The organism is Thiorhodococcus mannitoliphagus, assembly GCF_010915725.1.
Lineage (GTDB): Bacteria > Pseudomonadota > Gammaproteobacteria > Chromatiales > Chromatiaceae > Thiorhodococcus > Thiorhodococcus mannitoliphagus.
Genome location: NZ_JAAIJR010000047.1, coordinates 1 through 23,330 on the forward strand (window position 1 = coordinate 1; position 23,330 = coordinate 23,330).

A 23,330-nucleotide genomic window follows, 5' to 3' on the forward strand; every position below is an offset into this window, starting at 1 on the left:
GTAAATCAGGTCGGCGTCAACTCCTTTTGCAGCTCGCCGCTCAGCAACACTCCAAACTTCAGCGCCACTAAACTCAACCACCCCCCCGTCCCTGAGGAGCCGCGCATTCTACAGCCTCATGAACGGGCGTCAAGGGCCTATTTGCGTCAAGCAAGCCGAACTCTGGCAAAACGCCGCTTGCCGACTTGATAGATATGCTCCGTTCCCGCCGCGCAGGTGGCCTTCCCATCCTCGACGCGCTCGCCGTCGATCTTCACCGCCCCTTGGCGAATCATGCGGATCGCTTCAGAACTGCTCGAGACAAGCCCAGCTTCCTTCAAGAGATTCGCAATCGGCAGGGAGCCGGCATCGCCACAGGCGAGACTGACCTCAGGGATGTCCTCCGGCATGGCTCCGCGCTGAAACCGCGCGATGAAGGCATCACGCGCTCCGCACGCCTGATCGGCACCATGAAACCGTGTGACCAGCTCCAAGCCAAGCTCGAACTTGATGTCACGAGGATTGGCGCCCTCGTCGACAGACTGCCGCCATGCCTCAATTTCAGCCATCTCCCGGAAGCTCAGCAGCTCAAAATAGCGCCACATCAAGTCGTCCGACACCGACATGATCTTCCCGAACATGTCATCGGGGGAGTCAGCGATGCCGATGTAGTTCCCCAGTGATTTCGACATCTTCTGAACGCCGTCTAACCCTTCAAGGATCGGGAGCGTGATGACGACTTGAGGCTCCTGTCCGTAGGTCTCCTGGAGCTGGCGACCCACCAGAAGATTGAATTTCTGGTCTGTCCCGCCAAGCTCGACATCTGCTTTGAGAGCAACGGAGTCATATCCTTGGATCAGAGGATAGAGGAACTCATGGATGGCGATGGGCTGGCCGGATTTGTAGCGCTTCGAGAAGTCATCGCGCTCGAGCATCCGCGCAACTGTGTGCTGGGCCGCGAGCTGAATGAGACCGGCAGCACCCAGGGCATCTAGCCACTGCGAGTTGAAGACGACCTGCGTCTTATCCGGATCCAGGATCCGGAAGACCTGATCACGGTAGGTTTGAGCGTTCTCTTCGATCTCCTCCCGCGACAGCGACTTGCGCGTCACACTCTTGCCCGTAGGATCCCCAATCATGCCGGTGAAGTCACCGATCAGAAAGAGGACCTCATGCCCCAGGTCTTGCAACTGACGCAGCTTGTTGATGAGCACCGTGTGCCCCAGGTGTAGGTCAGGGGCTGTTGGGTCGAAGCCCGCCTTGATCCTCAGCGGGCGCCCCTGCAACAGCTTCTTGCGCAGGGCGTCCTCGACCAAGATTTCTTCGGTGCCACGACGAATGATGGCGAGAGATCGCTCGAGTGAATCCATCTTTTCCTATGTATGCTCGGTGCTGCGTGAGGCGCCTTGACGACGCAAAGCACGGAAGCCTACGACGCGGCAAAACTGGAGACAAGGGCGTAACGCCGGATCTTCACCGTCCGATTGGCGGCCAATCTTGTTCGCAAGCGTGGTATCCGACTACACTAGAATCAACGAAATACGATTGATTTCTCTGATGTTGCGGCGTTTTTATGATTCGTGATTACAAATTCAAGCCCACTGAGTGGACAATCCGCAAGAAGCGACGGTTCAGCGCAAGCGTCTTCGTCAAGCTGCTGATCCTGGCCGTGCTCTGCGGGACAGGATATGGAGCCTATCTGTGGCTGACGACGAGTGAGACTGACGAGGATGTCACACCGGCTGTTGAGATGACCGCCCCAAGCGACTCGCGGGTCATCCGGCTCCAGCTACCCCCGAAGCCGAGCGCAGGGGCCGCCGAAAGCCCCGATTAACCCTGGCGCGCCGAGCGCGTCTCGGTTGAGCCAGGGAGATTTGGATAGTCGATTCAGGCGGAGAAGGATGAGCCGCAACCGCAGGTTGTGGATGCGTTCGGGTTCCGGATCACGAACTGGGCACCCTGTAGCCCCTCGGTGTAGTCGATCTCAGCGCCCATGAGATATTGCAAACTCATTGGATCGACCAAGAGTTTCACGCCATCCGTCACAATCTCAGCATCCCCCTCCTGAATCTCTTCCTCGAAGGTGAAGCCGTACTGAAACCCGGAGCAGCCGCCACCCTGAATGTAGACGCGCAGCATCAGACCCGGATTCCCCTCCTCAGTGATTAGCTCGGCGACCTTAGAGGCCGCGGCGGACGTAAAGATCAAATCTGTTTCTTGAATCGCTTCTGCTTCAGCACTCATCATGGGCTCATCCTCGATTAGCGTCTAACTTGAGTGTAGGTGAGTCTTGTAAGCCGGTCTTCAAGCATCCCTTTGCCCGACCGGCCCCGGGTCGCGCCCACTCAATCCGCCGACAGCTCCCAAGGAAAGACGACGGATGTAGGCAGCAGTAGCTTCGACTTCGGCTCGATGCTAACCACAATTGACTCTGGCGCAAAATCCTCCGGAATCTCAATCACGCCCTGAAAGTTCTGGAAATGCTCGAAATCCATGCCGAGCAGTTCAGGATCGGCGGAGGGTAGATCGGTCAAGCCCAAAGACAGGCTAGCGCCCTCGCGCGCACCTTTCAGCGCAAGGCTCACGCTCCCTGTCGAACGGCCAAAACCCGGCACAAGCTGGGTAACTGTGAAGCTGTAGAGATACTCTCGAGGGCCACCACCGCGAGAAAGCCGCATGTCATAGACTTGGATCGCACCCTTGCCCCCCTTCTGCACGAGGCGCTTCAGGTAAGTGAGTTCGCGGTTCAGCTCCAGACGGGCATCCTGCGCTTGCTTGAGTTCGCCCTGCAGAACCTTCCGCGCCTCGGCATCGATCTGAGCGGCACGCTCTAGAATGACGCGCTGCCGCTCGGACTCGCCCAGCAGCGCCCTCAGCGTATCGCGCTCCTTCAGCAAGTGAACGCGCAAGGAGTCTGGTGTCGCAACGCCGCTTACTGCCGCTGTTACCCCACCACCGCCGAACTCGAAGCCAATGAGGAAGGTGGCCGCAACAGCCAGAGTGAAGGCACCGGCCGCGAGCAGACGAAACGAGAGCCGCCGAAAGGAATCAGGCATGACGCGCCCGCTAAGGCAATAGGGCGATGGATTCCAAGCCTGCGGACTCAGGAAGAGCGAACATCAGATTCATGTTCTGAACGGCCTGCCCGGCAGCGCCCTTGACGAGGTTATCGATGACGGACTGGACGACAACGACGCCATCCTGACCCTGCTGCGAAACAGCGATTCGACAGAGGTTTGCTCCCCTCACAGACCTGGTATCTGGGTGCCCGCCCGGCATCAAGTCGACGAAAACCTCCCCGGCGTAACGATCGCGGTAGAGCCCTTGGATATCCAATGAGGCATCCACGAGCCTGCCGTAGAGCGTTGCCTCGATACCGCGGATCATGGGCACGAGATGCGGAACGAAGGTCAAGCCGACGTCGACGCCCGCAAAGTGCTTCAGGTTCTGCGTGATCTCCGGGGCGTGGCGATGCCCAGCGACCGAATAAGCCTTGAAGCTCTCGCCGACCTCAGCCATCAGCAAGCCAGTTGTCGCCTTACGACCCGCCCCGCTTACGCCGGACTTGGCGTCGGCGATCAGCCAGGAGGGATCAACCGCCCCCGCCTCGACCAAGGGCAAGAATCCCAGTGTCACCGCAGTCGGATAGCAGCCGGGATTCGCAATCAAGCGCGCGTCGCGTATCGCCTCGCGATTGAGTTCCGGAAGCCCGTATACGGCTTCTTCCAGGAGAGCGGGACACTGATGCGGCATTCCGTACCAGCGCTCCCAAACCGCAGGATCCTTGAGCCGAAAGTCGGCTGCCAAGTCGATGACACGCACTCCAGACGCCAGCAGCGCAGGCGTCGACTGCATGGCGGTCCCGTTTGGCGTCGCGAAAAAAACCAAATCGCAGTCACCGAGTTCAGCCTTGTCAGGCTCGGAAAAGCACAAATCCAAGCTTCCACGCAAATGCGGAAACATCTCGGCCACGGGCTGTCCAGCCTCGCTGCGCGATGTGATGGCTTGAATTTTCACCCCTGGGTGACGCGCCAAGATCCGCAGCAGCTCGGCCCCGGTGTAGCCCGTACCACCAACAATTCCAACTTCAATCATGTAGAGCTGAGACTCCGATTCTGGCCGGCGCTAGAAAGCACACAGCCATGCGCGTTCAAGATCGACAATGTCGACATTGTGACCCGACGAGCACTCATCGCGCCAGCAGCAGCACGGCATCGGCTCGGATACACCCAGGATGGCAAGGAGGAGAGAAGCTGTCGCGAGGGCGCCCAACACCCTCGGATACACTGATACATCAGCGACGAGGGAGGGGCTTTGCCGGGGGCGATCCTTTAGTTCTCGAAAGCACGCGAGCCGACGATATCGGCCCGCGCGAGATCGAAAGTAGGGAGCGCCGCGTCATGGACGAGGCGCGGGTGTCTTAGGAGCAGCCGCCGCCGGAGTTGGATGAGCCGCAGCTACCACAGCCGCCACCCACCTGAGGAAGGTTATTGAAGACAAAGGTCGCATTGCCTTCGCCATCATCGACAAAATCGATCTCAACGCCACGGATGTGCTCCAGGGTGGCGTCATCCACAACAACCTTAAAGCTCTCGTACGCAAGCACTGCGTCGTCGCCATTGATTGCGTCGGTGAAGGTCATGCCGAAGCTGATACCGCTGCAACCGCCCGCAGTCGCGAAGACCCGGACTCCCTGAATGCTGTCGTCGACCTGCTGGAACAGATCGCTCATTTTCGATTGTGCTGGCTGAGTCAGCGTCAAATCCGTCTCAGTGAGCGCTGCGGACATGGATCAAATCCTCTGGAAATATCTGCGGACTAATGACGCAGGCTATCAGAATACCCCTGCATAATGCCAGCGTAGAATAGAAGGTTAAAGATCCAAGCGCGACTGCGCGCCAAGGGTCACGAGGTGGCGCTCGGCGTCAATGAGATGCCGCCCCCAGTGGTGCTCGTAACCGCTGGTCCAAACCGCTAGCGCATACTCGGGATCGAGGTCGAACAATCGCAGCCCTTGCTCAAGTTCAGAGTAAATGTCGGTCAAGTCGTCAGCCAGGCTGCCAGTCATGGCGTTCAATCCCTCCGCGGCACTATCGAACTCCAGCCAGTAGCTGTCGCGATCCCCAAGCAATCCGCGCAGGATGGTGAAGCGTTCGAAGCGGGCATCGAGATCGACAGGATCGGAGTGATCGATGCAGGAGCAGTCGGCCTCGACCGAAGCAATCGCCGCATGCAAGCGAGGCAGGAGGTCGGCGACAGCCTTGAGCCAAGCACCGTCGTCGGCGGCTTTACGGATGAGATCGCAATAGTGGCGCGCAAGCGCGGCGATCTCGCAGTTTGTGCCGAGTTCGGTGACTCGACTTGAAGTTGTCATCGCGTCCATGTTACGGAGTTTAGCCGACATTTCGGACCTTGTTCGAACCGACAGAGTGCAGTCGGTCACAAGACCGCAGCCTTAGACAACCACCATATCAAAATCTTCCTTTCCAACGCCGCACTCCGGACACTTCCAATCCGCGGGCACATCTTCCCATCGCGTGCCTGGCGCGATACCGTCCTCGGGCCAGCCTTTGGCTTCGTCGTAAATCAATCCGCAAACAAGGCATTGGTAGGTCTTCATGTGTTACTGCTCCATATCAAAGCGGCCGCGACCTCGGCGGGGACTCAGAAAATCAGCAAGCATCGAGGGCGACAACCGTCAATCTGACTAAAAATGTCTGGTTTTCAGGCGTCGTTTCAACTGAGCGCAAGCCGCACACCTGGCGGTCGTGGGCCAAATCATCCCTTACGGGACCGCCGGACGTCTCTCGAAATCCAGGCCCAAGGACCTTTAGCCGAGACTCAAGATAAGTATGGAAACCACAGATCAACAGGAGCGGCCCGTCGTACTCTGCGTCGGCGGCCATGATCCGAGCGGCGGGGCTGGCATCTTAGCAGATGCCGAGTCTGTCCTTGCGGCATCCGCTTTCCCGGTTACCGTCGTCACTGCGCTCACGGACCAGGATAGCTGCGGCCTACGTGACATGCGCCCCCAGCCGTATCAGCAGCTCGACGCCCAATGCCGCAGAATCATCGCCGATAGCGCGCCTCGCGCCCTGAAGCTGGGGCTCTTGGCCAGCTCGGGCATCGTGCGCGCACTGAGTCGGATCATCGACGAGCATCCTGAGCTCCCCGTGGTCTTGGATCCCGTCCTGGCAACCGGCGCTGGGCAGCATCTGGTCGACGCAGCGCTCCTCAATCAGCTGCGTAAACACCTGCTCCATCGCTGTAGCCTGCTGACACCAAATCTCCCTGAAGCACGCACCTTGAGCACCGGGCAAAGCGCCGATGATTGCGCAACACGACTCTTGAGCACGGGCGTTCGTTGGGTGCTCATTACAGGAACGCACGACGACACTGAGCAAGTCACCAACCGCCTCTATAGCGCGGATGGTGACCACCGCGCCTGGGACTGGCCGCGGCTACCCGGCGACTATCATGGCTCGGGATGCACGCTCGCCAGCGCGATCGCCGTGCGCCTGGCCTGGGGCATGGAAATGGAAGACGCGGTCGCCTCGGCGCAGTCATACACCTGGGAAAGCCTCAAGCAGGCCTTTCGCACCGGCCGTTGCCAGTTGACGCCGAATCGGCTCCACCATTTCACTCCCCATAACCGATCACAATGACTCACCGATTCCGCGGCCTCTACGCCATCACACCAGAGACATCAAGGCACTCGACATCCCTCCAGGACCAAGTCGCCGCCGCGATTCAAGGCGGCGCACGCCTGATCCAATACCGCGACAAGGGCGCAGACAGCAGCCCAAGACGCGCCGAGGCCCGCGCCCTGCTTGATGTCTGCAGAGTGGCCGAGGTCCCGCTCGTCATCAACGACGACCTGGACCTGGCCGCAGCCATCGGTGCCGACGGCGTGCATCTCGGCCGCGATGACCCAGATCCGCGCGAGGCACGCCAACGCCTCGGACCGCACGCCATCATCGGCGTGTCTTGCTACGACCAGCTCGCGCTCGCCGCAGCGGCTCAAGCCGCTGGCGCGAGCTATGCCGCCTTCGGAAGCTTCTTCCCATCGACCGTCAAACCAAAGGCGGCGCGCCCGGCTCCCGAGCTTCTGACCGAGGCACGCAAGCGCCTGACAATCCCGCTGGTTGCGATCGGCGGAATCACATCACAAAATGGCGCGCTATTGATTGCAGCGGGCGCCGACATGCTCGCGGTGGTCACCGGCGTCTTTGCGCAGCCCGACATCACCGCCGCCGCCCGCGCCTATACCAACCTGTTCCCGAAGGAGACCCCCGCATGAGCCGATCCCACGATCTCTTCCAAGCCGCACAGCGCCACATCCCCGGCGGCGTCAACTCGCCGGTACGCGCCTTCCGCGGCGTGGGCGGCGATCCTATTTTTTTCGAGCACGCCGAAGGCCCTTACGCCTTTGATGCCGACGGCAAGCGCTACGTCGACTATGTCGGCTCTTGGGGTCCGATGATCCTGGGGCATGCGCATCCCGAAGTGCTCGCCGCCGTGCGCGAGCGGCTGGACAAGGGGCTGTCTTTCGGCGCCCCGACGGAACTCGAGACCACCATGGCGGACAAGGTGTGCGCGCTGGTTCCCAGCATGGACATGGTGCGCATGGTCAGCTCTGGGACCGAGGCCACCATGAGCGCGCTGCGCTTGGCTCGGGGCTACACCGGGCGCGACAAGATCGTCAAGTTCGAGGGCTGCTACCACGGCCACGCCGACTCCCTCCTGGTCAAGGCCGGCTCCGGCGCCCTCACCCTCGGCGAGCCAAGCTCACCCGGCGTGCCGGCCGCGCTCGCCGAGCTGACGCTCACGCTCCGCTACAACGACATCGACCAGGTGCGCGAGACCTTCGCCGAAATCGGTTCCGAGATCGCTTGCATCATCGTCGAGCCGGTCGCCGGCAACATGAACTGTATCCCGCCCGTCCCGGGTTTCCTTGAAGGGCTGCGCGAGGTCTGCGACCAATACGGCACCGTGCTCATCTTCGACGAGGTCATGACCGGCTTCCGCGTCTCCGTCGGCGGGGCGCAGAAGCACTTCGGCATCACGCCAGATATGACCGCGCTCGGCAAGGTCATCGGCGGCGGCATGCCGGTCGGCGCCTTCGGCGGCAAGCAAGAGATCATGTCGCATATCTCGCCGCTCGGCCCCGTCTATCAGGCGGGCACCCTGTCGGGCAACCCCATCGCCATGGCGGCGGGTCTCAAGACGCTGGAGCTGATCTCCGCGCCTGGCTTCTATGAGCAGCTCTCCGCCACGGCCAAGGCGCTGCTTGCGGGCCTGCAGGCGCGCGCCGATGCCGCGGGCATCCCCTTCACCACCAACCAGGCGGGCGGCATGTTCGGGCTCTTCTTCTCCGGACAGCCGGTGACGAACTTCGAGCAAGCCACGCAGTGCAATCAGGAGCAGTTCAAGACCTTCTTCCACGGCATGCTCGACGAGGGGGTCTACTTCGCGCCATCCGCCTTCGAGGCTGGCTTCGTGTCTATCATGCACAAGGACGAGCAGATCCAAACCACACTGGATGCTGCGGAAAAGGTCTTCGCCAAGATGGCCGGCTGACCCGGCATCCTGTCGATCGGCTCGGCGGCAGCGCGCGGTGCAGCCCGCTAGGCCGAAACGCTTGGATCAAGCAAGATCGACCCCGTGATGACTCGAGGATCGGTCCTCACGGGATCGGCTGCCTTCGACTGGTGTGTGCTTCGCCTCGCACCAGGGCGCAGTAAATAATAAGTCTATCCTTCAGCGCCGGCGGCGCCGGCCGAAGGTCAATGAGTTCACCATTTGGAGGAGACAGCCATGGGCTATCAATCCGTCTACGACCGTTCAATGAGCGATCCGGCCGCGTTCTGGGCCGAGGCTGCAGCGCTGATCGACTGGGACAAGCCATGGGACCAGGTGCTCGATGAGAGCAACCCGCCCTTCTATCGCTGGTTCAGCGGCGCCAAGCTCAACACCTGCTACAACGCCGTCGACCGTCATGTCGCCGCGGGCCGCGGCGACCAGGCCGCCATCATCTATGACAGTCCACTCACGGACACCAAGACAACCATCACCTACGCAGAGCTGCAAGACCAGGTTGCCCGCTTCGGCGGCGCACTCAAGGCCCAAGGCGTCGCGAAAGGCGATCGGGTCATCATCTATATGCCGATGGTCCCCGAGGCTGTCGTCGCCATGCTGGGCTGTGCCCGCATCGGCGCCATTCACTCGGTGGTCTTCGGCGGCTTCTCATCGCGCGAACTGGCCACGCGTATTGATGACGCCAAGCCCAAGGTCATCGTCGCCGGCTCCTGCGGCATCGAGCCCAATCGAGTCGTGCACTATAAGCCTTTACTGGATGCTGCCATTGAGCAGGCGGAAAGCAAGCCGAAGCACTGCATCATCCTGCAGCGCCCGCAAGAACCTGGGATCCTGGTGGCCGGACGCGACATCGGTTGGGCCGAGGCCATGGCAGCCGCAGAGCCGGCCGAGTGCGTCTCCGTCGAGGCGACCGACCCGCTCTATGTTCTCTACACATCCGGCACAACAGGTCAGCCCAAAGGCGTCGTGCGCGACAATGGCGGCCACGCCGTCGCCATGGCCTGGAGCATGGGCAACGTCTACGACGTGAAGCCGGGCGAGGTCTTCTGGGCGGCCTCCGATGTCGGCTGGGTGGTTGGGCATTCGTACATCGTCTACGCCCCGCTGCTGATGGGCTGCACCACCATCGTCTACGAGGGCAAACCGGTTGGCACACCGGACGCTGGCGCCTTCTGGCGGGTCATCCAAGAACACCAAGTCTCCGTCCTCTTCACCGCGCCAACCGCGTTCCGCGCCATCAAGCGCGACGACCCCAATGCCGAGCACCTCAAGCACTACGATCTCGGCGGCTTCCGCGCCCTCTTCCTAGCCGGCGAGCGCTGTGATCCGGATACGCTCGCCTGGGCGGAGCAGAAGCTTGGCGTGCCCGTCATCGACCATTGGTGGCAAACGGAGACCGGCTGGGCCATCGCGGCCAACTGCCTGGGCATCGAAGCGCTTCCCGTCAAACCTGGCTCACCCACACGCGCGGTGCCAGGCTATGACGTGCAAGTGCTCGACGACGAAGGCGAGCCCGTCAAGCCGGGAGACATCGGCCGGATCATGATCAAGCTGCCGCTGCCCCCTGCCTGCCTGCCGACCCTCTGGGGCAACGACGCCAGATTCGTTCAGTCCTATCTGGCGACCCAACCGGGCTACTACCTCACCGGCGACGCGGGCTATATGGACGAAGACGGCTATCTCTTCGTCATGAGCCGGATCGACGACATCATCAACGTCGCCGGCCACAGGCTCTCGACCGGCGGCATGGAGGCGGTCTTGGCGTCGCATCCTGACATCGCCGAGTGCGCCGTCATCGGCGCCGCCGACCAGCTCAAGGGCGAGCTGCCGCTCGGCTTGGTCGTGCTCAAGTCGGGCGTGAACCGCGACAAGGCAGAGATCGCCAAGGAGCTGGTCGGACTGGTGCGTGATCAGATTGGTCCGGTCGCCGCGTTCAAGACGGTCGTCGTCGTCGAGCGGCTGCCCAAGACCCGCTCAGGCAAGATCCTGCGCGGCACCATGAAGGCCATCGCCGACGGCAAGGAGTATCGTCTGCCCGCCACTATCGACGATCCTGCCATTCTCGAAGAGATCACCACGGCACTCTCGGTCATCGGCTACGCCAAGCACGACTGAAGGCGCTGCACCCAGAGGGCCAGGTCGGCACCCAGACTGACCTGACCCTCATCCGACAGGCGCATCACGATCACCGACCACCGACCACCGACCACCGACCACCGACCACCGACTCAGAATCGCAGGATCCCAGCTTCGCGTAAGCCAAGGAGAATGAGATAGATCCCGACGACATAGTTGAGGATCGCCGGCTTAATGAGGACGACCACACCCGCGACGAGAGAGATAATAGGCATCGGGCGAATCGCCTGCCCATAGAAGAACTGCAAGAGGCCAAGGGCGCCAATCAAGAGCAGGTAGGCGGCGATCGCATAGTTGAGGATGCGCGGCACCAGCAGAATGACCAAGCCAGCGACGATCGCGACCACGGCCTCCATCGGCCAGTGCTGAAGCATCTGCGGAATGTCCATTCGAGTCTTCTCCTTCAGGACGAAAGGGCGATGCCTTCGGCAGCGACTCAGGAGCCACGCCAGCCGCACACCGCGCTAAATGAAAACAGGTTTCGGCCACGAAGCCGATCGACTCAGCGTCTTGCGACCAGCGCAGTTTGCAGGAAGCCCCTTTTGGATGCGACCTCTGCCGCTCGCATGACGACGACAGCGTCGAGGGAAGCACCATGCCCCGCGCAGAGAGCGCACCGCAATCACCTCCAAGCCGCCGCGCCCGCACGCTGATCTTCGCGCGCGCGCCCATTGCAGGCCAGGTCAAGACACGTCTCATCCCGGCCCTGGGCGCCGCCGGCGCAGCAGCCCTGCATCTGCGGCTTCTAGCCCATCTCGTCGATAGCCTGAGCGCGGCCAAGCTGACGCCACTGGAGCTTTGGGTCACGCCGGATACTAGCCACCCTTGCTTCGCCAGCCTTGCCGAAAACGATGGCGTCAGCCTGCACATTCAGCGTGGGGCGGATCTGGGCGAGCGCCTCGCAGCCGCTGCCGCAAGTGGGCTCACCCGCGCCGACGCCGTCATCCTGATCGGGACCGACTGCCCTCAGCTCTCACCCCGATACCTCAGTCGAGCCATCGATCAGCTGGACCAGCATGACGCCGTGCTCGGCCCCGCCATGGACGGCGGCTATGTGCTCCTTGGGCTCAAACGACCGGCCAGTCACCTCTTCGCGGAGATTCCCTGGGGCGGGGATCGTGTCGCCGAGCTGACGCGGCAGCGTCTAGGTGACCTCGGCTGGAGCTGGGCCGAGCTGACAGCCTTACCCGACATCGACCGCCCAGAAGATCTGCGACACCTTCCCCGAGATCTGAGCCCCATTCACCGTTAAGAAAAGCGCACCTCAGAGCGCCACTCACCCGAGGCTCACAGCAAGCGGCGTCGAGCCTGTCTTGCGGTTGCTGCCCACCCTGCTTTCTGTTGAAGTGTCGACACACCAAATCCGATCATTTCCATCTGACTCTTCGCGCATTGTCGACAATATGCTTGACATGCAGCCCAGAAGCGTTAATTTATGCCGAAAGCACAGTCTGAGTGTCGACACTTAAGCCATGGCCATCACCGCTGAAGCTTTACCCGAAACGACGGCGACCATCGCGGATCGCATCTTCGACAAATTGCGCCAAGCCATCGTCGAGGGCGAGATCCCGCCTGGCAGCAAGATCAGCGAGCCCGTGCTGGCGGCACGCTTTGGCATCAGCCGCGGCCCCTTGCGCGAGGCCATGCGCCGGCTCGAATCGAGCAGCCTGGTCGAGCGCAAGCCCAACATTGGAGCACGGGTCATTACGCTCACCAGTGCACAGCTGCTGGAGATCTACGTGATCCGTGAGGCACTGGAAGGCATGGCCGCGCGACTGGCAGCCGAGCAGATGTCGGACGCTGCAATCGCCGACCTCAAGCGCTTGCTGACCCAGCACCGCAAGGATGTCGCCCAAGAGGAGTGGCAAGCCTACTTCCAGAAGGAAGGTGACCTGGACTTCCACTTCCGCATCGTTCAGGGCAGCGGCAACCGTCGCCTCGCCACCATCCTCTGTAACGACCTCTATCACCTGGCACGCATGTACCGCTGCCAGTTCGGCATGAAGAGCGACCGAGCCAGGGACGCCCTCAAGGAACACGAACTGGTCGTCGACGCCATCGCCGAGCGCGATGGCGAGCTGGCGGAGTGGCTGATGCGACGCCATATCCGCGCCTCGCGCAAGGCGACCGAGCGACGACTCGCGGCCATGCGAGAAAGCCTCTAGAGGCGTACAGAACACAGAGAATCGTCGATGGCGGCGTTGCGCTGATCCTTGACGGAGAGACCGCGCTTCAAGCATCCGAATGGATTGAAAACCCTCGTACCTTGCGACCGTATACCTTGCGACCCGATGAGAGCGCATCCAAGACCTATCACAGGAGCCCAACACCATGAGTGATCAGATAACAGCTGGCGCCAAGCTGCGTCTCGCCGTCCAAGAAGAGCGCCCGCTGCAAGTGGTCGGTGCCATCAACGCCTATCACGCCAGAATGGCCGAGCGCACCGGCTACCGCGCACTCTATCTGTCCGGCGGCGGCGTCGCGGCCGGCTCCTATGGTGTGCCAGACCTCGGCATGACCAGCCTAGACAACGTGCTGGAAGATGTCAGCCGCATTACCTATGCGACTGACCTGCCGCTGCTTGTCGACGCCGACACGGGCTGGGGCAGCGCCTTCAACATCGCCCGCACCGTCAAGCAACTCATCCGCAACGGCGCGGCCGGCTGCCATATCGAGGATCAGGTCGCGGCCAAGCGCTGCGGTCATCGCCCAAACAAAGCGGTGGTGTCGAAAGAGGAGATGGTCGATCGCATCAAGGCCGCCGTGGACGCACGTACCGATGATTTCGTCATCATGGCCCGCACCGACGCGCTCGCCGTCGAGGGCATGGACGCGGCCATCGAGCGCGCCATCGCCTGCGTCGAGGCCGGCGCCGACATGATCTTCCCCGAGGCCATGACCGAACTCGCCCAGTATCGGCAGTTCACCGCAGCGGTCGGAGTGCCGGTGCTCGCCAACATCACCGAGTTCGGTGCCACGCCGCTGTTCAAGACCGACGAGCTGGCGGAAGTCGGCGTCTCCTTGGTGCTCTATCCGCTGTCGGCTTTCCGCGCCATGAACCTGGCCGCGCTCAACGTCTACCAGGCCATCCGTCGCGACGGGACGCAGGCCGGGGTGCTCGACACCATGCAAACGCGCATGGACCTCTACGACTATCTGGATTACCACAGTTTCGAGCAGAAGCTTGATGCACTGTTCGCCCAGGGAAAGGCAGAAGAATAGCGATCGCCCGAGCCCATTCGCAACGATCGATCGCCCCCTCACGATTGGGTCCGCACCGGCCAAGACATTGGCCGGACACCACTCCAGACCGAGGAGATACCTAACATGGCAGAGAACCAACAAAGCCACTTGCCCAAGCCGAAGAAGTCCGTCGCCCTGTCCGGAACCACCGCCGGCAACACCGCCATCTGCACGGTTGGCCGCACCGGCAATGATCTGCATTATCGCGGCTACGACATCCTCGACTTCGCCGATCATGCCGAGTTCGAGGAGATCGCCCACCTGCTGATCCACGAGCGACTCCCGACCCGCAGCGAGCTGGCAGCCTACAAGCAGAAGCTCAAGGCCCTGCGCGGACTGCCCGCGGCGCTCAAGACGGCCCTGGAGCAACTGCCGCCCTCGGCTCACCCCATGGACGTGATGCGTACCGCCTGCTCAGTGCTGGGCACCCTGGAGCCCGAGAAGGACAGCATGCCCACCGCCGCGGCGCGCGACATCAGCGACCGGCTCATCGCCAGCTTCGGCTCCATGCTGCTCTACTGGTATCACTTCGCGCACAACGGCCGCCGCATCGAGGTCGAGACCGACGACGACTCCATCGGCGGCCACTTCCTGCACCTGCTGCACGGCGCAACCCCGAGCGACGAATGGGTCCGCGCCATGCACACCTCGCTCATCCTCTACGCCGAGCATGAGTTCAATGCCTCGACCTTCGCTGCACGGGTCGTCGCCGGCACCAACTCCGACATCTACTCGGCCATCGCCGGCGCCATTGGCGCGCTGCGCGGCCCCAAGCACGGCGGTGCCAACGAGGCCGCTTGCGAGATCCAGCAGCGTTACGCGACAGCGGATGAGGCCGAAGCGGACATCACCGAGCGCGTCGGCCGCAAGGAGATCATCATCGGCTTCGGCCACCCGGTCTACACCATCTCCGACCCACGCAACGAAGTGATCAAGTCGGTCGCCAAGCGCCTGTCCGAAGGCAACGGCAACATGCGGATGTTCGAGGTTGCGGACCGTCTGGAGAGCGTCATGTGGGACCTCAAGAAGATGTTCCCGAACCTCGACTGGTTCTCCGCCGTGTCCTACGCCCAGATGGGCGTACCGACCGCGCTCTTCACCCCCATCTTCGTCATCTCGCGCACCACCGGCTGGGCCGCTCACGTCATCGAGCAGCGCCTGGACGGCAAGATCATCCGCCCGAGCGCCAACTATATCGGCGTCGAGAACCTGAGCTGGGTGCCGATCGAGCAGCGCTGATTTCTCAACTTAGAAAGCGTCCATCAACAACTTCCCCCCTTTCGCAAAGGGGGGCTAGGGGGGATTTCGGGCGGCATCGCTCGCATCGGGAAACAATTGATGGACACTTGCTTATCGAACCGCCAAGGCACAACGAGCACGAAGGTTGCCTGACGGGGTTCTGAGTCACCCCCAAGGACCCCTCAATCGACAGGCCCGAGCGGGGCAAGGGAGCAGCCCCCGATGCACCTTTTCCGCCCCCTTTGCGCCTTTGCGCGGTTCTAGTTTTCACTTTAGGAGACATCCATGAGTTCACACATCGCCGACGCCAATGTGCGTCCGGATCCGGACCAGGAACTGGTCGCGATCGCAGACTATGTCTGCGACTACAAGATCGACTCGCAAGAGGCGATCACCACTGCACGCCACTGCCTCATGGACTCCCTGAGCTGCGCATTACTGGCCCTGCAGTACCCCGAATGCACCAAGCACCTTGGCCCCATCGTTCCTGGAACCACGGTGCCAAGCGGCGCGCGTGTGCCCGGCACTCAGCACACCTTGGATCCGGTCAAAGCAGCCTGGGACATCGGCGCCATGGTGCGCTGGCTGGACTTCAACGACACCTGGCTCGCCGCCGAGTGGGGACATCCGTCTGACAACCTAGGCGCCATCCTAGGGCTGGGCGACTATCTCTCGCGCAAGGCCGTGGCCGACGGCGCAGCACCCCTAAAGGTTAGCGACGTGCTGCACTACATGGTCAAGGCCCATGAGATCCAGGGCGTGCTGGCGCTGGAGAACAGCTTCAACCGGGTCGGACTCGACCACGTGTTGCTGGTCAAGGTCGCCTCGGCCGGCGTCGCCGCGCTCATGCTGGGCGCCGACAAGGATCAGGTCATCGACACCCTGTCGCAGGCCTGGGTCGACGGACAATCGCTCCGGACCTATCGCCACGCCCCCAACACTGGCTCGCGCAAGTCCTGGGCAGCCGGCGACGCCAGCTCCCGCGCGGTGCGGCTGGCCATGATGGTGCAGAAAGGAGAGATGGGACTGCCCTCGGTCCTGAGCGCGCCGCGCTGGGGCTTCTATGACGTGCTCTTCAAGGGCAACAAGTTCGCCTTCCAGCGCGACTACGGCAGTTACGTGATGGAGAACATCCTGTTCAAGATCAGCTTCCCGGCCGAGTTCCATGCCCAAACCGCCGCCGAGTGCGCCATGACGCTGCATGCGCAAGTCAAGGACCGCATCGACCAGATCGAGCGCATCGAGCTGACCACCCAGGAATCCGCCATACGCATCATCAGCAAGGACGGCCCGCTCCACAATCCGGCCGACCGCGACCACTGCCTGCAGTACATGGTCGCCGTGCCGCTCATCTTTGGACGACTGACGGCCAACGACTACGAGGACGCAGTCGCCCAGGACCCGCGCATCGACGCCCTGCGCGAGAAGATGGTGGTCAGCGAGGATCCGCGCTACACCCAGGAGTATCTGGATCCCGACAAGCGCTCCATCGCCAACGCGGTGCAGGTGTTCTTCAGCGACGGCTCCAAGACCGAGAAGGTCGAGGTCGAGTACCCCATCGGTCACCGCCGCCGTCGCGCCGAGGGCATTCCAGTCCTTGAGGCCAAGTTCCTCAACGCACTGCAGACCCGCTTCCCCAAGGGTCAGGCGCAACGCATCTACGACCTCTGCCAGGACGAGCAGGCATTGATGTCAACGCCGCTCAATCAGTTCATGGATCTCTTCGTGATCTGAGAAGCTGTCTGGAAACTCCTAGGGAGGCTTCGCCTCAGACCGACGAGTCATGTCATCGGGATCGCTATCGGGGTCGGAATCGCTATCGTCGGTTCGATCCAGATCCCGACGGCCTTGGATGGTCGGACGCTTCATCGAAATTTGACTCATCTGCGAGCATTTTGCGCCCTCAAGGATCCTAGGGACCTCTACGATGATTTCCAGACAGCCTCTGAGGCGATGCCTGTCAAAGCTCGGAGGCTATCTGCTCAACACCTATCGGTTTCCCGAAATCAACCGGAACAGCCGCTCCAAACCTGCGTAGCCAGGCCATCCTGGCCTGGTTTGCCAGGGCTGGAAGCCCTGGCTACATAAAACCGATAGGTGGTGAGGGCTATCTGACAAACCTCGGGGCGGCCTTGGTCGCCCTTGGTGCTGGCGGGAGGGCGAATGAAGTCGCCCTACGACTCAAGCGATTGCACGATTCAGACAGCCTCTCATCGCCGCTGACCTGTCTCGAGGCCCGCTTTGCCTGCCGCACCGGCGATCACAGAGCCCGCCGGTGCTCCTTGAAGCCGTACCTCGATCTGGCGCGCCAGCTCGTATGAGAGCTTCCGACAATCGCCTAACGGCATCCGGGTGCTCCCCAGCGCGATGCGCGGGGAGCGTCTGGCTTGCAGCCTGAGGCCCAAAGATTCTGCCGCTGAGTGACGCACCCTGGGTGGCTGACAGCCACTCCTGGAATCATTGGTCGGTCTTGTCTGACTTCACACGAACCAGGTTCACAAACTTGAACTGCAGGCGCTTGGCCCAGGCCGGCTGCTGCCAATTCCAACCAATCACGATCCCAATAGCCAATCCGATCAGCATCTGAGTCATGCGCATTTCCTCCGACTTTGGGGGGCGAGTGCCCATTCCGCCGCACCTTTCAGGCGAGGCCGCAGTGGAGGTTAGCGCAAAACTATGGCCAAAAGTAAGGTTTTCGGGCGGACACAAGCAGGGGGAACTCGATTGCCTAGGCGTCGGAAGACCATAGCTGTTGTTCCCAACGCTATTTCGTCGCAAATTTCTGAGATTCGCCCGCTTCGCCGCCGGCCATGTTGCCCGCATCGCCACACCGCCCCAGAGGTGAGAGGAAAATAGGGAAGCGACCCAATCCGGTCACTGAGGCGAGCCAGTCCAGTCACGCTTGCATCCCATCAGCGGTCACTGATCGACCGCAAGGCAGTGACTCTTCAATCCTGTTATGTGAAGCTTCACAGAGATCCTGGTAGCGGTCACCCGCCGTCCGGCGATGGATGGACCGGTCACGACCCAGAAGCGACATTGGCCCTCCGAGCAGTACTGTTCGGATTGCGAACGATAGCGGACGCTAAGACGTGAGGTGGGTTGGCCATCGATGCTGCCCCCGTGGGGCGGACCCCCAACCACATCGGTGCGTTGCCATACCTCCCGCATCTATCCCGTGCGCCTGTGACGAAGCGCCTGAGCCGGTACCGGACTGGGACCTTGTTACTCACCCCAAGCCTGCTCTCCAACTCGATCGGCGTGCCGCCTGGTAGTATCGTTAGTATCCCGCAGGCGACAAGAGCGTAATTCTTCTTGAGAAGAGTACTGATTAGCTGGATCGGTCAGCGCGACTTGGATGCTGTGGGGGATGATGGCGACGGCCCCGTCTTGGCCACCATGAGGCAGCAGCAGCCGGATCAGACGTACCTGCTTTTCAACTATGAACCGGCAAAGGTTCAGCCGTATCTGGAATGGCTGCGGCACAAGGCTCCAGCGTTGGCGAGTATCGACGCGCGTCACGCGCTACTCCGCTCGCCCATCGACTACACCGACATTTATCAGGCTGCGGAAGCGCTGCTCCAGGAGATCTGGGACCTGCATCCCAGCGCACATCGAAGCATCCTAATCAGCCCAGGGACACCGGCGATGCAAGCGGTCTGGATTCTGCTCGGAAAGACGCGCTTTCCGGCCGATTTCCTCCAAGCCTCCCCGCAACAGGGTGTGCAGCCAGTCCAGCTTCCCTTTGCCATCTCCGCGGAGTTTCAGCCTGCTGATGCCGCCCAGGCAGGTCGGCAACTGCGCGAGCTGGTCGCGGCGGATGTGCCCGAGACGGCAGGCTTCGAGCGTGTCGTCACCGGACATCCGCGTCTGCAGGACCTCAAACGGCGCGCTGCCGCCCTCGCCCGCTTCGACGTTCCCGTGCTCGTTCTCGGCGAGAGCGGAACCGGCAAGGAGCTGTTCGCGCGAGCCATTCACAATTCCAGCGCTCGTTCAGAGCGGCCTTTCGTCGCCGTGAACTGCGGCGCCATTCCGCCTGAGCTGATCGATTCGATCTTGTTTGGCCACGCCAAGGGCGCCTTCACTGGGGCCCTCCGCGATGCTGCCGGCGTTTTCGAGCAAGCCGACGGCGGCACCTTGTTTCTAGATGAGCTCGGCGAGCTGTCAGCCCCGGCGCAGGTGCGTCTTCTGCGCGTCTTGCAGGAGGGGCGAGTCGTTCCGGTCGGGGCCGATAAGGAACGGGAAGTGGACTTTCGGCTCATCTGCGCCACGCACCGAGATCTGCAGGCGGACATCGCCGAGCGGCGGTTTCGCGAAGACCTGTACTACCGCGTAGCGGTTGGCGTGCTGGAACTGCCTCCACTGCGGGAGCGCCAAGGCGACGTCCATCGCCTGACCGAGCACTTTCTCATCGAGATCGGCGAGCAGCTAGGTTTCCAACATACCCTGTTGCTGACGCCGACTGCGCGCAACCGGCTGCTTCTGCACGCCTGGCTCGGCAATGTTAGGGAGCTGCGCGCGGCGCTGCTCCGCGCGGCGCTCTGGACGACGGATGGCCGAATCGACGCCCCTGATATCGACGGGGCACTTCTGGTTCGTACAGCGGCTTCGGACGATATCCTCAACCGCTCCCTTGGCAATGGTTTCGACCTTGATGCGCTTCTGCACGATGTCGAACGTCATTATCTCGAGCGCGCTATGCGGGCCGCGGAGGGCTCTAAGACGAAGGCGAGCAGGCTACTGGGGCTAGGCAGCCACCAGGTTCTTACCACGCGGCTGCGTCGCCAAGGACTTGACGAGAGTCCCAGAAAATCCTCGCGCGATCGGTAATGATGCTTACCTGCGAGGTAAGGTGCATTACCTTCGGCGCAGGCGCCAAGATGATTAAGTGCCTGATTTAAAATGACATAATGGTTGGCATGAAAGATGGATTATCAGCGGCGACAGCCAACATGGAGCAGCCTCGATGCACAACCCCGCACAGAACGACGCGTCCCCCGATCAAGCCACCCCTTTCGTGCTGACCGATCACGCCAGCCTGCGCATGAGCCAGCGCGGTATCCGCCGGGATCAACTTGCCGCGGTACTCCGTTTCGGCCGCTGCCGGCATACGCGCGGCGCCCGGTATTTCTTCGTCGGGCGCAAGGAGATCCGTCGCTATGCAGGTCAGGGTCTCGACCTGCGTCCGCTGGAAAATCTGCAGGTGCTGATGGCCCCGCGCAGCGATGCCGTTATCACCGTCTATCGGAACGCGCGCCCGCCGCGTAACTGAGTCGCGACCGGTCCGCCCGGTTATCTGCAAGACGCCAACATTCAAGGAGCTATTGGCATGCCCATCAAAGACTTCGCCGTAAAGGCCGCCCGCCCGCTGCCCGTGATCATCCTCGCCGATACCAGCGGCAGCATGGGCGTCGACGGCAAGATCGAGGCCCTGAACCAGGCCCTGCGCGACATGGTCAAGAGCTTTGGTGCCGAGAGCCGTCTACGCGGCGAGATCCACCTCGGCGTGATCACCTTCGGCGGCAAAGCGGCCGCCCACCTGCCGCTGACGCCGGCGCACCAGATCCAGGAGATCCAGGAATTCGTCGCCGGCGGCGGCACACCAATGGGAGCGGCCATGGAGATTGCCCGCGAGCTGGTGGAAGACCGCGAGCTGATCCCCTCGCGCGCCTATCGCCCGGTCCTGGTCCTGGTCTCCGATGGCCATCCGACCGACGACTGGGAGGGCCCGTTCCAGGCACTGCTCGCCAGTGAGCGAGCGGCAAAGGCGACCCGGATCGCGCTTGCCATCGGCAACGACGCCGACGAGGCCATGCTCACCGAGTTCGCCAACGACTTGGAGGCGCCGCTGTTTCACGCCGACAACGCGGCCGAGATCGTGCGCTTCTTCCGCGCCGTCACGATGAGCGTGGCCGCGCGCTCGCAGAGTGGCGGCGACACGCAGCCGCTGAAGCTTGACTACCGCCGTGTCGCTGACGATGAGGACGATCCGCTCGCCGACTTCTTCAACTGATGGGAGTTCGCCTGCGTGCCGCTTCGGTGCGCGGTCCGGCGCACACCGAGACCGGTGTGCCGAACCAGGACGCTGTTCTGATCCGGCAGGGCCGCTGGGGCTGGCTGGCGGCGGTCAGCGATGGTATGGGCTCGCGCCCCCGTGCAGACATTGGCGCGCGCACCCTGTGCAAAGCGGCGCTCGACAGCGTGCGAGAACTGCATTTCGACTGCACCGACCGGGCTTGGGTCGAAACGCTCGAGTGCAATTGGCTCGCGCGACTGGGCGTGCTGCGGATCGCGGCCAAGGATGCCGTCGCTACCTGCCTTCTAGCCTGGGGCTTGCCTGATAGCCGCTTCCGGCTGGCGCAGCTGGGCGACGGGCTGATCCTGGGCCATCCGGCGCCGGCCCGCGGACTGTTCAGTCGGGACGGCGGCTCTTTTGGAAACCTGACACGAGGGCTCGGGCTGTCCTGGCGTCTTGAGGATTGGCGCTTCGACAGCGGTCAGCTCCTCGCCCCCGGCGACGCATTGGTCCTGATGACCGATGGCATCGCCGATGACCTCGGCAGCACGGACGGACTAGTGAGCATGCTGGCACGGGAGCTGCGCAATCGCGGCGCTCGGTCCGCGCGTGCTGCGCTGACCCGGGACCTGACCGACTGGCCCACGGCGCACCATAGCGATGACAAGACCGTCGCCATCATCTATCGAATTTGACGGAAAGGCAGCGATGACGGACAACACGAAAAGAGCTAAGTCGGCGCCCAAGAAGCCTGTCGTACATGATCAGCAGGGGATCGAGTACGAGCTGAGAGACAAGCTCGGAGAGGGCGGACAAGGTGTCGTCTGCACGACGGACCGCGACAATGTTCTAATCAAGCTGTTCACGGGTCGGGATGCGGAGCAGCGTCGACACTGGGTCAATCGCCTGAACTGGGTGCTCAACCAAGAACTCGATGGACTGCACATCGCCCGGCCCCGGGCGCTGATCGAGCGCCCCTATCCAGGCTATGTCATGGAGCTGATGGATGGCCTGGAAAGCCTGCAAGCGAGCCTGGACAGCAGCCGCGCGGCACTGCTGGAGGGCGCTGGCCTCTCCGGCTACCTCGCCACCGGCGGCCTGCGCCGGCGTCTGGCACTGTTGCGCGAGCTGGCAACGACCCTCGCCGGGCTGCACGCGCGTGGTCTAGCCTACGTGGATCTGTCGCCCGCGAATGTGTTCGTGTCCAAGAGCATCGAGCACTGTCAGGTCTGGCTCATCGACTGCGACAACCTATGCGCGACCGAGCGGCTCGGGCACGGCCATCTGTACACGCCAGACTATGGCGCGCCCGAAGTCGTCCGTGGCGAGCGCGGTGTCAACAGCCTCACCGATGCCTGGTCCTTCGCCGTGTTGGCGTTCGAAATGCTAACCCATGGCCATCCTCTCAAGGGAGAGGCGGTTCTCGACGCTGATCCCGACGAGGAAGCGCGCGCGCTGCGCGGCGAGCTGCCCTGGGTACATCACCCTGCTGACACCTCGAACCAGGCCTGCGAAGGCCTGCCGATGGAGCTGGTCGCGACGCCGAGGCTCCAGGTGCTGTTCGAGAACTGCTTCAATGCCGGCCGCGACAACCCGCTGGCCCGGCCCAGCCTGGCGGCGTGGGCCGACGCCCTAGAGGCGGCCTGGGCGCTTATGCTCGACTGCACCACACCGGACTGCGGCAGCAGCTTCTATTGGAACGAGGAGCGCCAGTGTCCGTTCTGCGACCAGGTGGCTGCCGACGGGCTGCTGCTGGCCCACGCCTGGTACAGCGATGCGTCCCCCGATGAGCCGCATCTGGATACCGGCGACCGCCTGGCGTTGGCGCTCGAGCGGCCCGTCGCACTGCACCTCGCCCCGGTGGGCATGCATGGCTATAGCGAGGCGCCGCTGGTTTGCGAAGTCCGGCTGGACAAGGCGGGTCTCCACCTGACACCGAAGGGTGAGGGAGAGCTGACTTTGGTGCGCATCGAGGACGGCAAGACCTTTCCTATTACCCAACCCCAGACCCTGTCCGCCAAGGCCGACAGGCGCCGCGGTTCCGCGGCGGGTCTGCTACTAGCGCATCCCGACGAGCCGCGGCTACGTCCGTTCTGGCGTTTCACTTGGTAGAGGGGCA

At 62.5% G+C, this 23,330-nt stretch carries 24 protein-coding genes and 1 pseudogene; 15 read left to right on the forward strand and 10 right to left on the reverse strand.

Features of this window, described 5'->3' with window-relative positions:
* Positions 1–146: 146 nt before the first annotated feature.
* Complete coding sequence (gene tyrS, locus G3480_RS12845; protein ID WP_164654292.1) at positions 147–1,349, reverse strand: tyrosine--tRNA ligase; 1,203 nt, start codon at positions 1,347–1,349, stop codon at positions 147–149.
* Between the two features lie 203 nt (positions 1,350–1,552).
* Here tyrS and G3480_RS12850 point away from each other — a divergent pair, with 203 nt between their 5' ends.
* Positions 1,553–1,813: a hypothetical protein gene (locus tag G3480_RS12850; protein WP_164654293.1), complete on the forward strand. Its 261-nt coding sequence runs from the start codon at positions 1,553–1,555 to the stop codon at positions 1,811–1,813.
* A gap of 53 nt (positions 1,814–1,866) precedes the next feature.
* Here G3480_RS12850 and erpA read toward each other — a convergent pair whose 3' ends face one another.
* From erpA to G3480_RS12880, 6 genes are all read right to left on the reverse strand, one after another.
* Positions 1,867–2,223, reverse strand: coding sequence for an iron-sulfur cluster insertion protein ErpA (gene erpA / locus G3480_RS12855; protein WP_164654324.1), 357 nt, complete (start codon positions 2,221–2,223; stop codon positions 1,867–1,869).
* 101 nt (positions 2,224–2,324) lie between these two features.
* Positions 2,325–3,035, reverse strand: a complete 711-nt coding sequence (locus tag G3480_RS12860; RefSeq protein ID WP_164654294.1) for a DUF6776 family protein — start codon at positions 3,033–3,035, stop codon at positions 2,325–2,327.
* Positions 3,036–3,045: 10 nt separating this feature from the next.
* A complete protein-coding gene (argC, locus tag G3480_RS12865; protein WP_164654295.1) occupies positions 3,046–4,074 on the reverse strand; it encodes an N-acetyl-gamma-glutamyl-phosphate reductase in 1,029 nt (342 codons plus the stop codon).
* A 325-nt stretch (positions 4,075–4,399) separates the two neighbouring features.
* The gene (locus G3480_RS12870) at positions 4,400–4,768 is read right to left on the reverse strand and encodes a HesB/IscA family protein (protein ID WP_164654296.1); all 369 of its coding nucleotides are present in this window, start codon (positions 4,766–4,768) and stop codon (positions 4,400–4,402) included.
* 84 nt (positions 4,769–4,852) lie between these two features.
* Entirely contained in the window at positions 4,853–5,353 is a 501-nt protein-coding gene (locus tag G3480_RS12875; protein WP_164654297.1) for a DUF5063 domain-containing protein, read from the reverse strand.
* A gap of 81 nt (positions 5,354–5,434) precedes the next feature.
* Complete coding sequence (locus G3480_RS12880; RefSeq protein ID WP_164654298.1) at positions 5,435–5,599, reverse strand: rubredoxin; 165 nt, start codon at positions 5,597–5,599, stop codon at positions 5,435–5,437.
* 232 nt (positions 5,600–5,831) lie between these two features.
* Between G3480_RS12880 and thiD the strand changes: the two genes are divergently transcribed.
* From thiD to G3480_RS12900, 4 genes are all read left to right on the forward strand, one after another.
* Complete coding sequence (thiD, locus tag G3480_RS12885) at positions 5,832–6,644, forward strand: bifunctional hydroxymethylpyrimidine kinase/phosphomethylpyrimidine kinase (RefSeq protein ID WP_164654299.1); 813 nt, start codon at positions 5,832–5,834, stop codon at positions 6,642–6,644.
* A complete protein-coding gene (gene thiE / locus G3480_RS12890; protein ID WP_164654300.1) occupies positions 6,641–7,279 on the forward strand; it encodes a thiamine phosphate synthase in 639 nt (212 codons plus the stop codon). Before thiD ends, thiE begins: the two co-directional genes overlap by 4 nt.
* A complete protein-coding gene (hemL, locus tag G3480_RS12895; RefSeq protein WP_164654301.1) occupies positions 7,276–8,559 on the forward strand; it encodes a glutamate-1-semialdehyde 2,1-aminomutase in 1,284 nt (427 codons plus the stop codon). Before thiE ends, hemL begins: the two co-directional genes overlap by 4 nt.
* 237 nt (positions 8,560–8,796) lie before the next feature.
* The gene (locus G3480_RS12900; RefSeq protein ID WP_164654302.1) at positions 8,797–10,692 is read left to right on the forward strand and encodes a propionyl-CoA synthetase; all 1,896 of its coding nucleotides are present in this window, start codon (positions 8,797–8,799) and stop codon (positions 10,690–10,692) included.
* Between the two features lie 113 nt (positions 10,693–10,805).
* Here G3480_RS12900 and G3480_RS28340 read toward each other — a convergent pair whose 3' ends face one another.
* Both G3480_RS28340 and G3480_RS28965 read right to left on the reverse strand, forming a co-directional pair.
* Positions 10,806–10,928, reverse strand: a complete 123-nt coding sequence (locus G3480_RS28340; RefSeq protein ID WP_240905789.1) for a DUF3096 domain-containing protein — start codon at positions 10,926–10,928, stop codon at positions 10,806–10,808.
* 39 nt (positions 10,929–10,967) lie between these two features.
* Positions 10,968–11,102: pseudogene (locus G3480_RS28965) on the reverse strand (DUF3096 domain-containing protein); the annotation flags it as partial.
* Between the two features lie 206 nt (positions 11,103–11,308).
* On the opposite strand from G3480_RS28965, the gene G3480_RS12910 reads away from it, so the two are divergent.
* The 5 genes from G3480_RS12910 (at position 11,309) to G3480_RS12930 (ending at position 16,929) form a co-directional block, all read left to right on the forward strand.
* Positions 11,309–11,965 carry a TIGR04282 family arsenosugar biosynthesis glycosyltransferase gene (locus G3480_RS12910; protein WP_164654304.1) on the forward strand — a complete coding sequence of 219 codons (657 nt, stop codon included), beginning with the start codon at positions 11,309–11,311 and terminating at the stop codon, positions 11,963–11,965.
* A gap of 220 nt (positions 11,966–12,185) precedes the next feature.
* Positions 12,186–12,878: a GntR family transcriptional regulator gene (locus tag G3480_RS12915; protein WP_164654305.1), complete on the forward strand. Its 693-nt coding sequence runs from the start codon at positions 12,186–12,188 to the stop codon at positions 12,876–12,878.
* 166 nt (positions 12,879–13,044) lie between these two features.
* Entirely contained in the window at positions 13,045–13,935 is an 891-nt protein-coding gene (prpB, locus tag G3480_RS12920) for a methylisocitrate lyase (RefSeq protein WP_164654306.1), read from the forward strand.
* A gap of 105 nt (positions 13,936–14,040) precedes the next feature.
* Positions 14,041–15,195, forward strand: a complete 1,155-nt coding sequence (prpC, locus tag G3480_RS12925; RefSeq protein ID WP_164654307.1) for a bifunctional 2-methylcitrate synthase/citrate synthase — start codon at positions 14,041–14,043, stop codon at positions 15,193–15,195.
* A 285-nt stretch (positions 15,196–15,480) separates the two neighbouring features.
* Entirely contained in the window at positions 15,481–16,929 is a 1,449-nt protein-coding gene (locus G3480_RS12930; protein WP_164654308.1) for a bifunctional 2-methylcitrate dehydratase/aconitate hydratase, read from the forward strand.
* Between the two features lie 723 nt (positions 16,930–17,652).
* Here the strand turns inward: G3480_RS12930 and G3480_RS28970 are convergent.
* Entirely contained in the window at positions 17,653–17,787 is a 135-nt protein-coding gene (locus G3480_RS28970) for a hypothetical protein (protein ID WP_276611703.1), read from the reverse strand.
* A 723-nt stretch (positions 17,788–18,510) separates the two neighbouring features.
* On the opposite strand from G3480_RS28970, the gene G3480_RS12935 reads away from it, so the two are divergent.
* The 5 genes from G3480_RS12935 (at position 18,511) to G3480_RS12955 (ending at position 23,323) form a co-directional block, all read left to right on the forward strand.
* Positions 18,511–20,025 carry a sigma-54 interaction domain-containing protein gene (locus G3480_RS12935; RefSeq protein ID WP_164654309.1) on the forward strand — a complete coding sequence of 505 codons (1,515 nt, stop codon included), beginning with the start codon at positions 18,511–18,513 and terminating at the stop codon, positions 20,023–20,025.
* Positions 20,026–20,161: 136 nt separating this feature from the next.
* Entirely contained in the window at positions 20,162–20,467 is a 306-nt protein-coding gene (locus G3480_RS12940; RefSeq protein ID WP_164452792.1) for a DUF4258 domain-containing protein, read from the forward strand.
* A 57-nt stretch (positions 20,468–20,524) separates the two neighbouring features.
* Positions 20,525–21,208, forward strand: coding sequence for a vWA domain-containing protein (locus G3480_RS12945; protein ID WP_164654310.1), 684 nt, complete (start codon positions 20,525–20,527; stop codon positions 21,206–21,208).
* The gene (locus tag G3480_RS12950) at positions 21,208–21,906 is read left to right on the forward strand and encodes a PP2C family serine/threonine-protein phosphatase (RefSeq protein WP_164654311.1); all 699 of its coding nucleotides are present in this window, start codon (positions 21,208–21,210) and stop codon (positions 21,904–21,906) included. Before G3480_RS12945 ends, G3480_RS12950 begins: the two co-directional genes overlap by 1 nt.
* Positions 21,907–21,919: 13 nt before the next feature.
* Positions 21,920–23,323: a protein kinase domain-containing protein gene (locus G3480_RS12955; RefSeq protein WP_164654312.1), complete on the forward strand. Its 1,404-nt coding sequence runs from the start codon at positions 21,920–21,922 to the stop codon at positions 23,321–23,323.
* Positions 23,324–23,330: the final 7 nt, after the last annotated feature.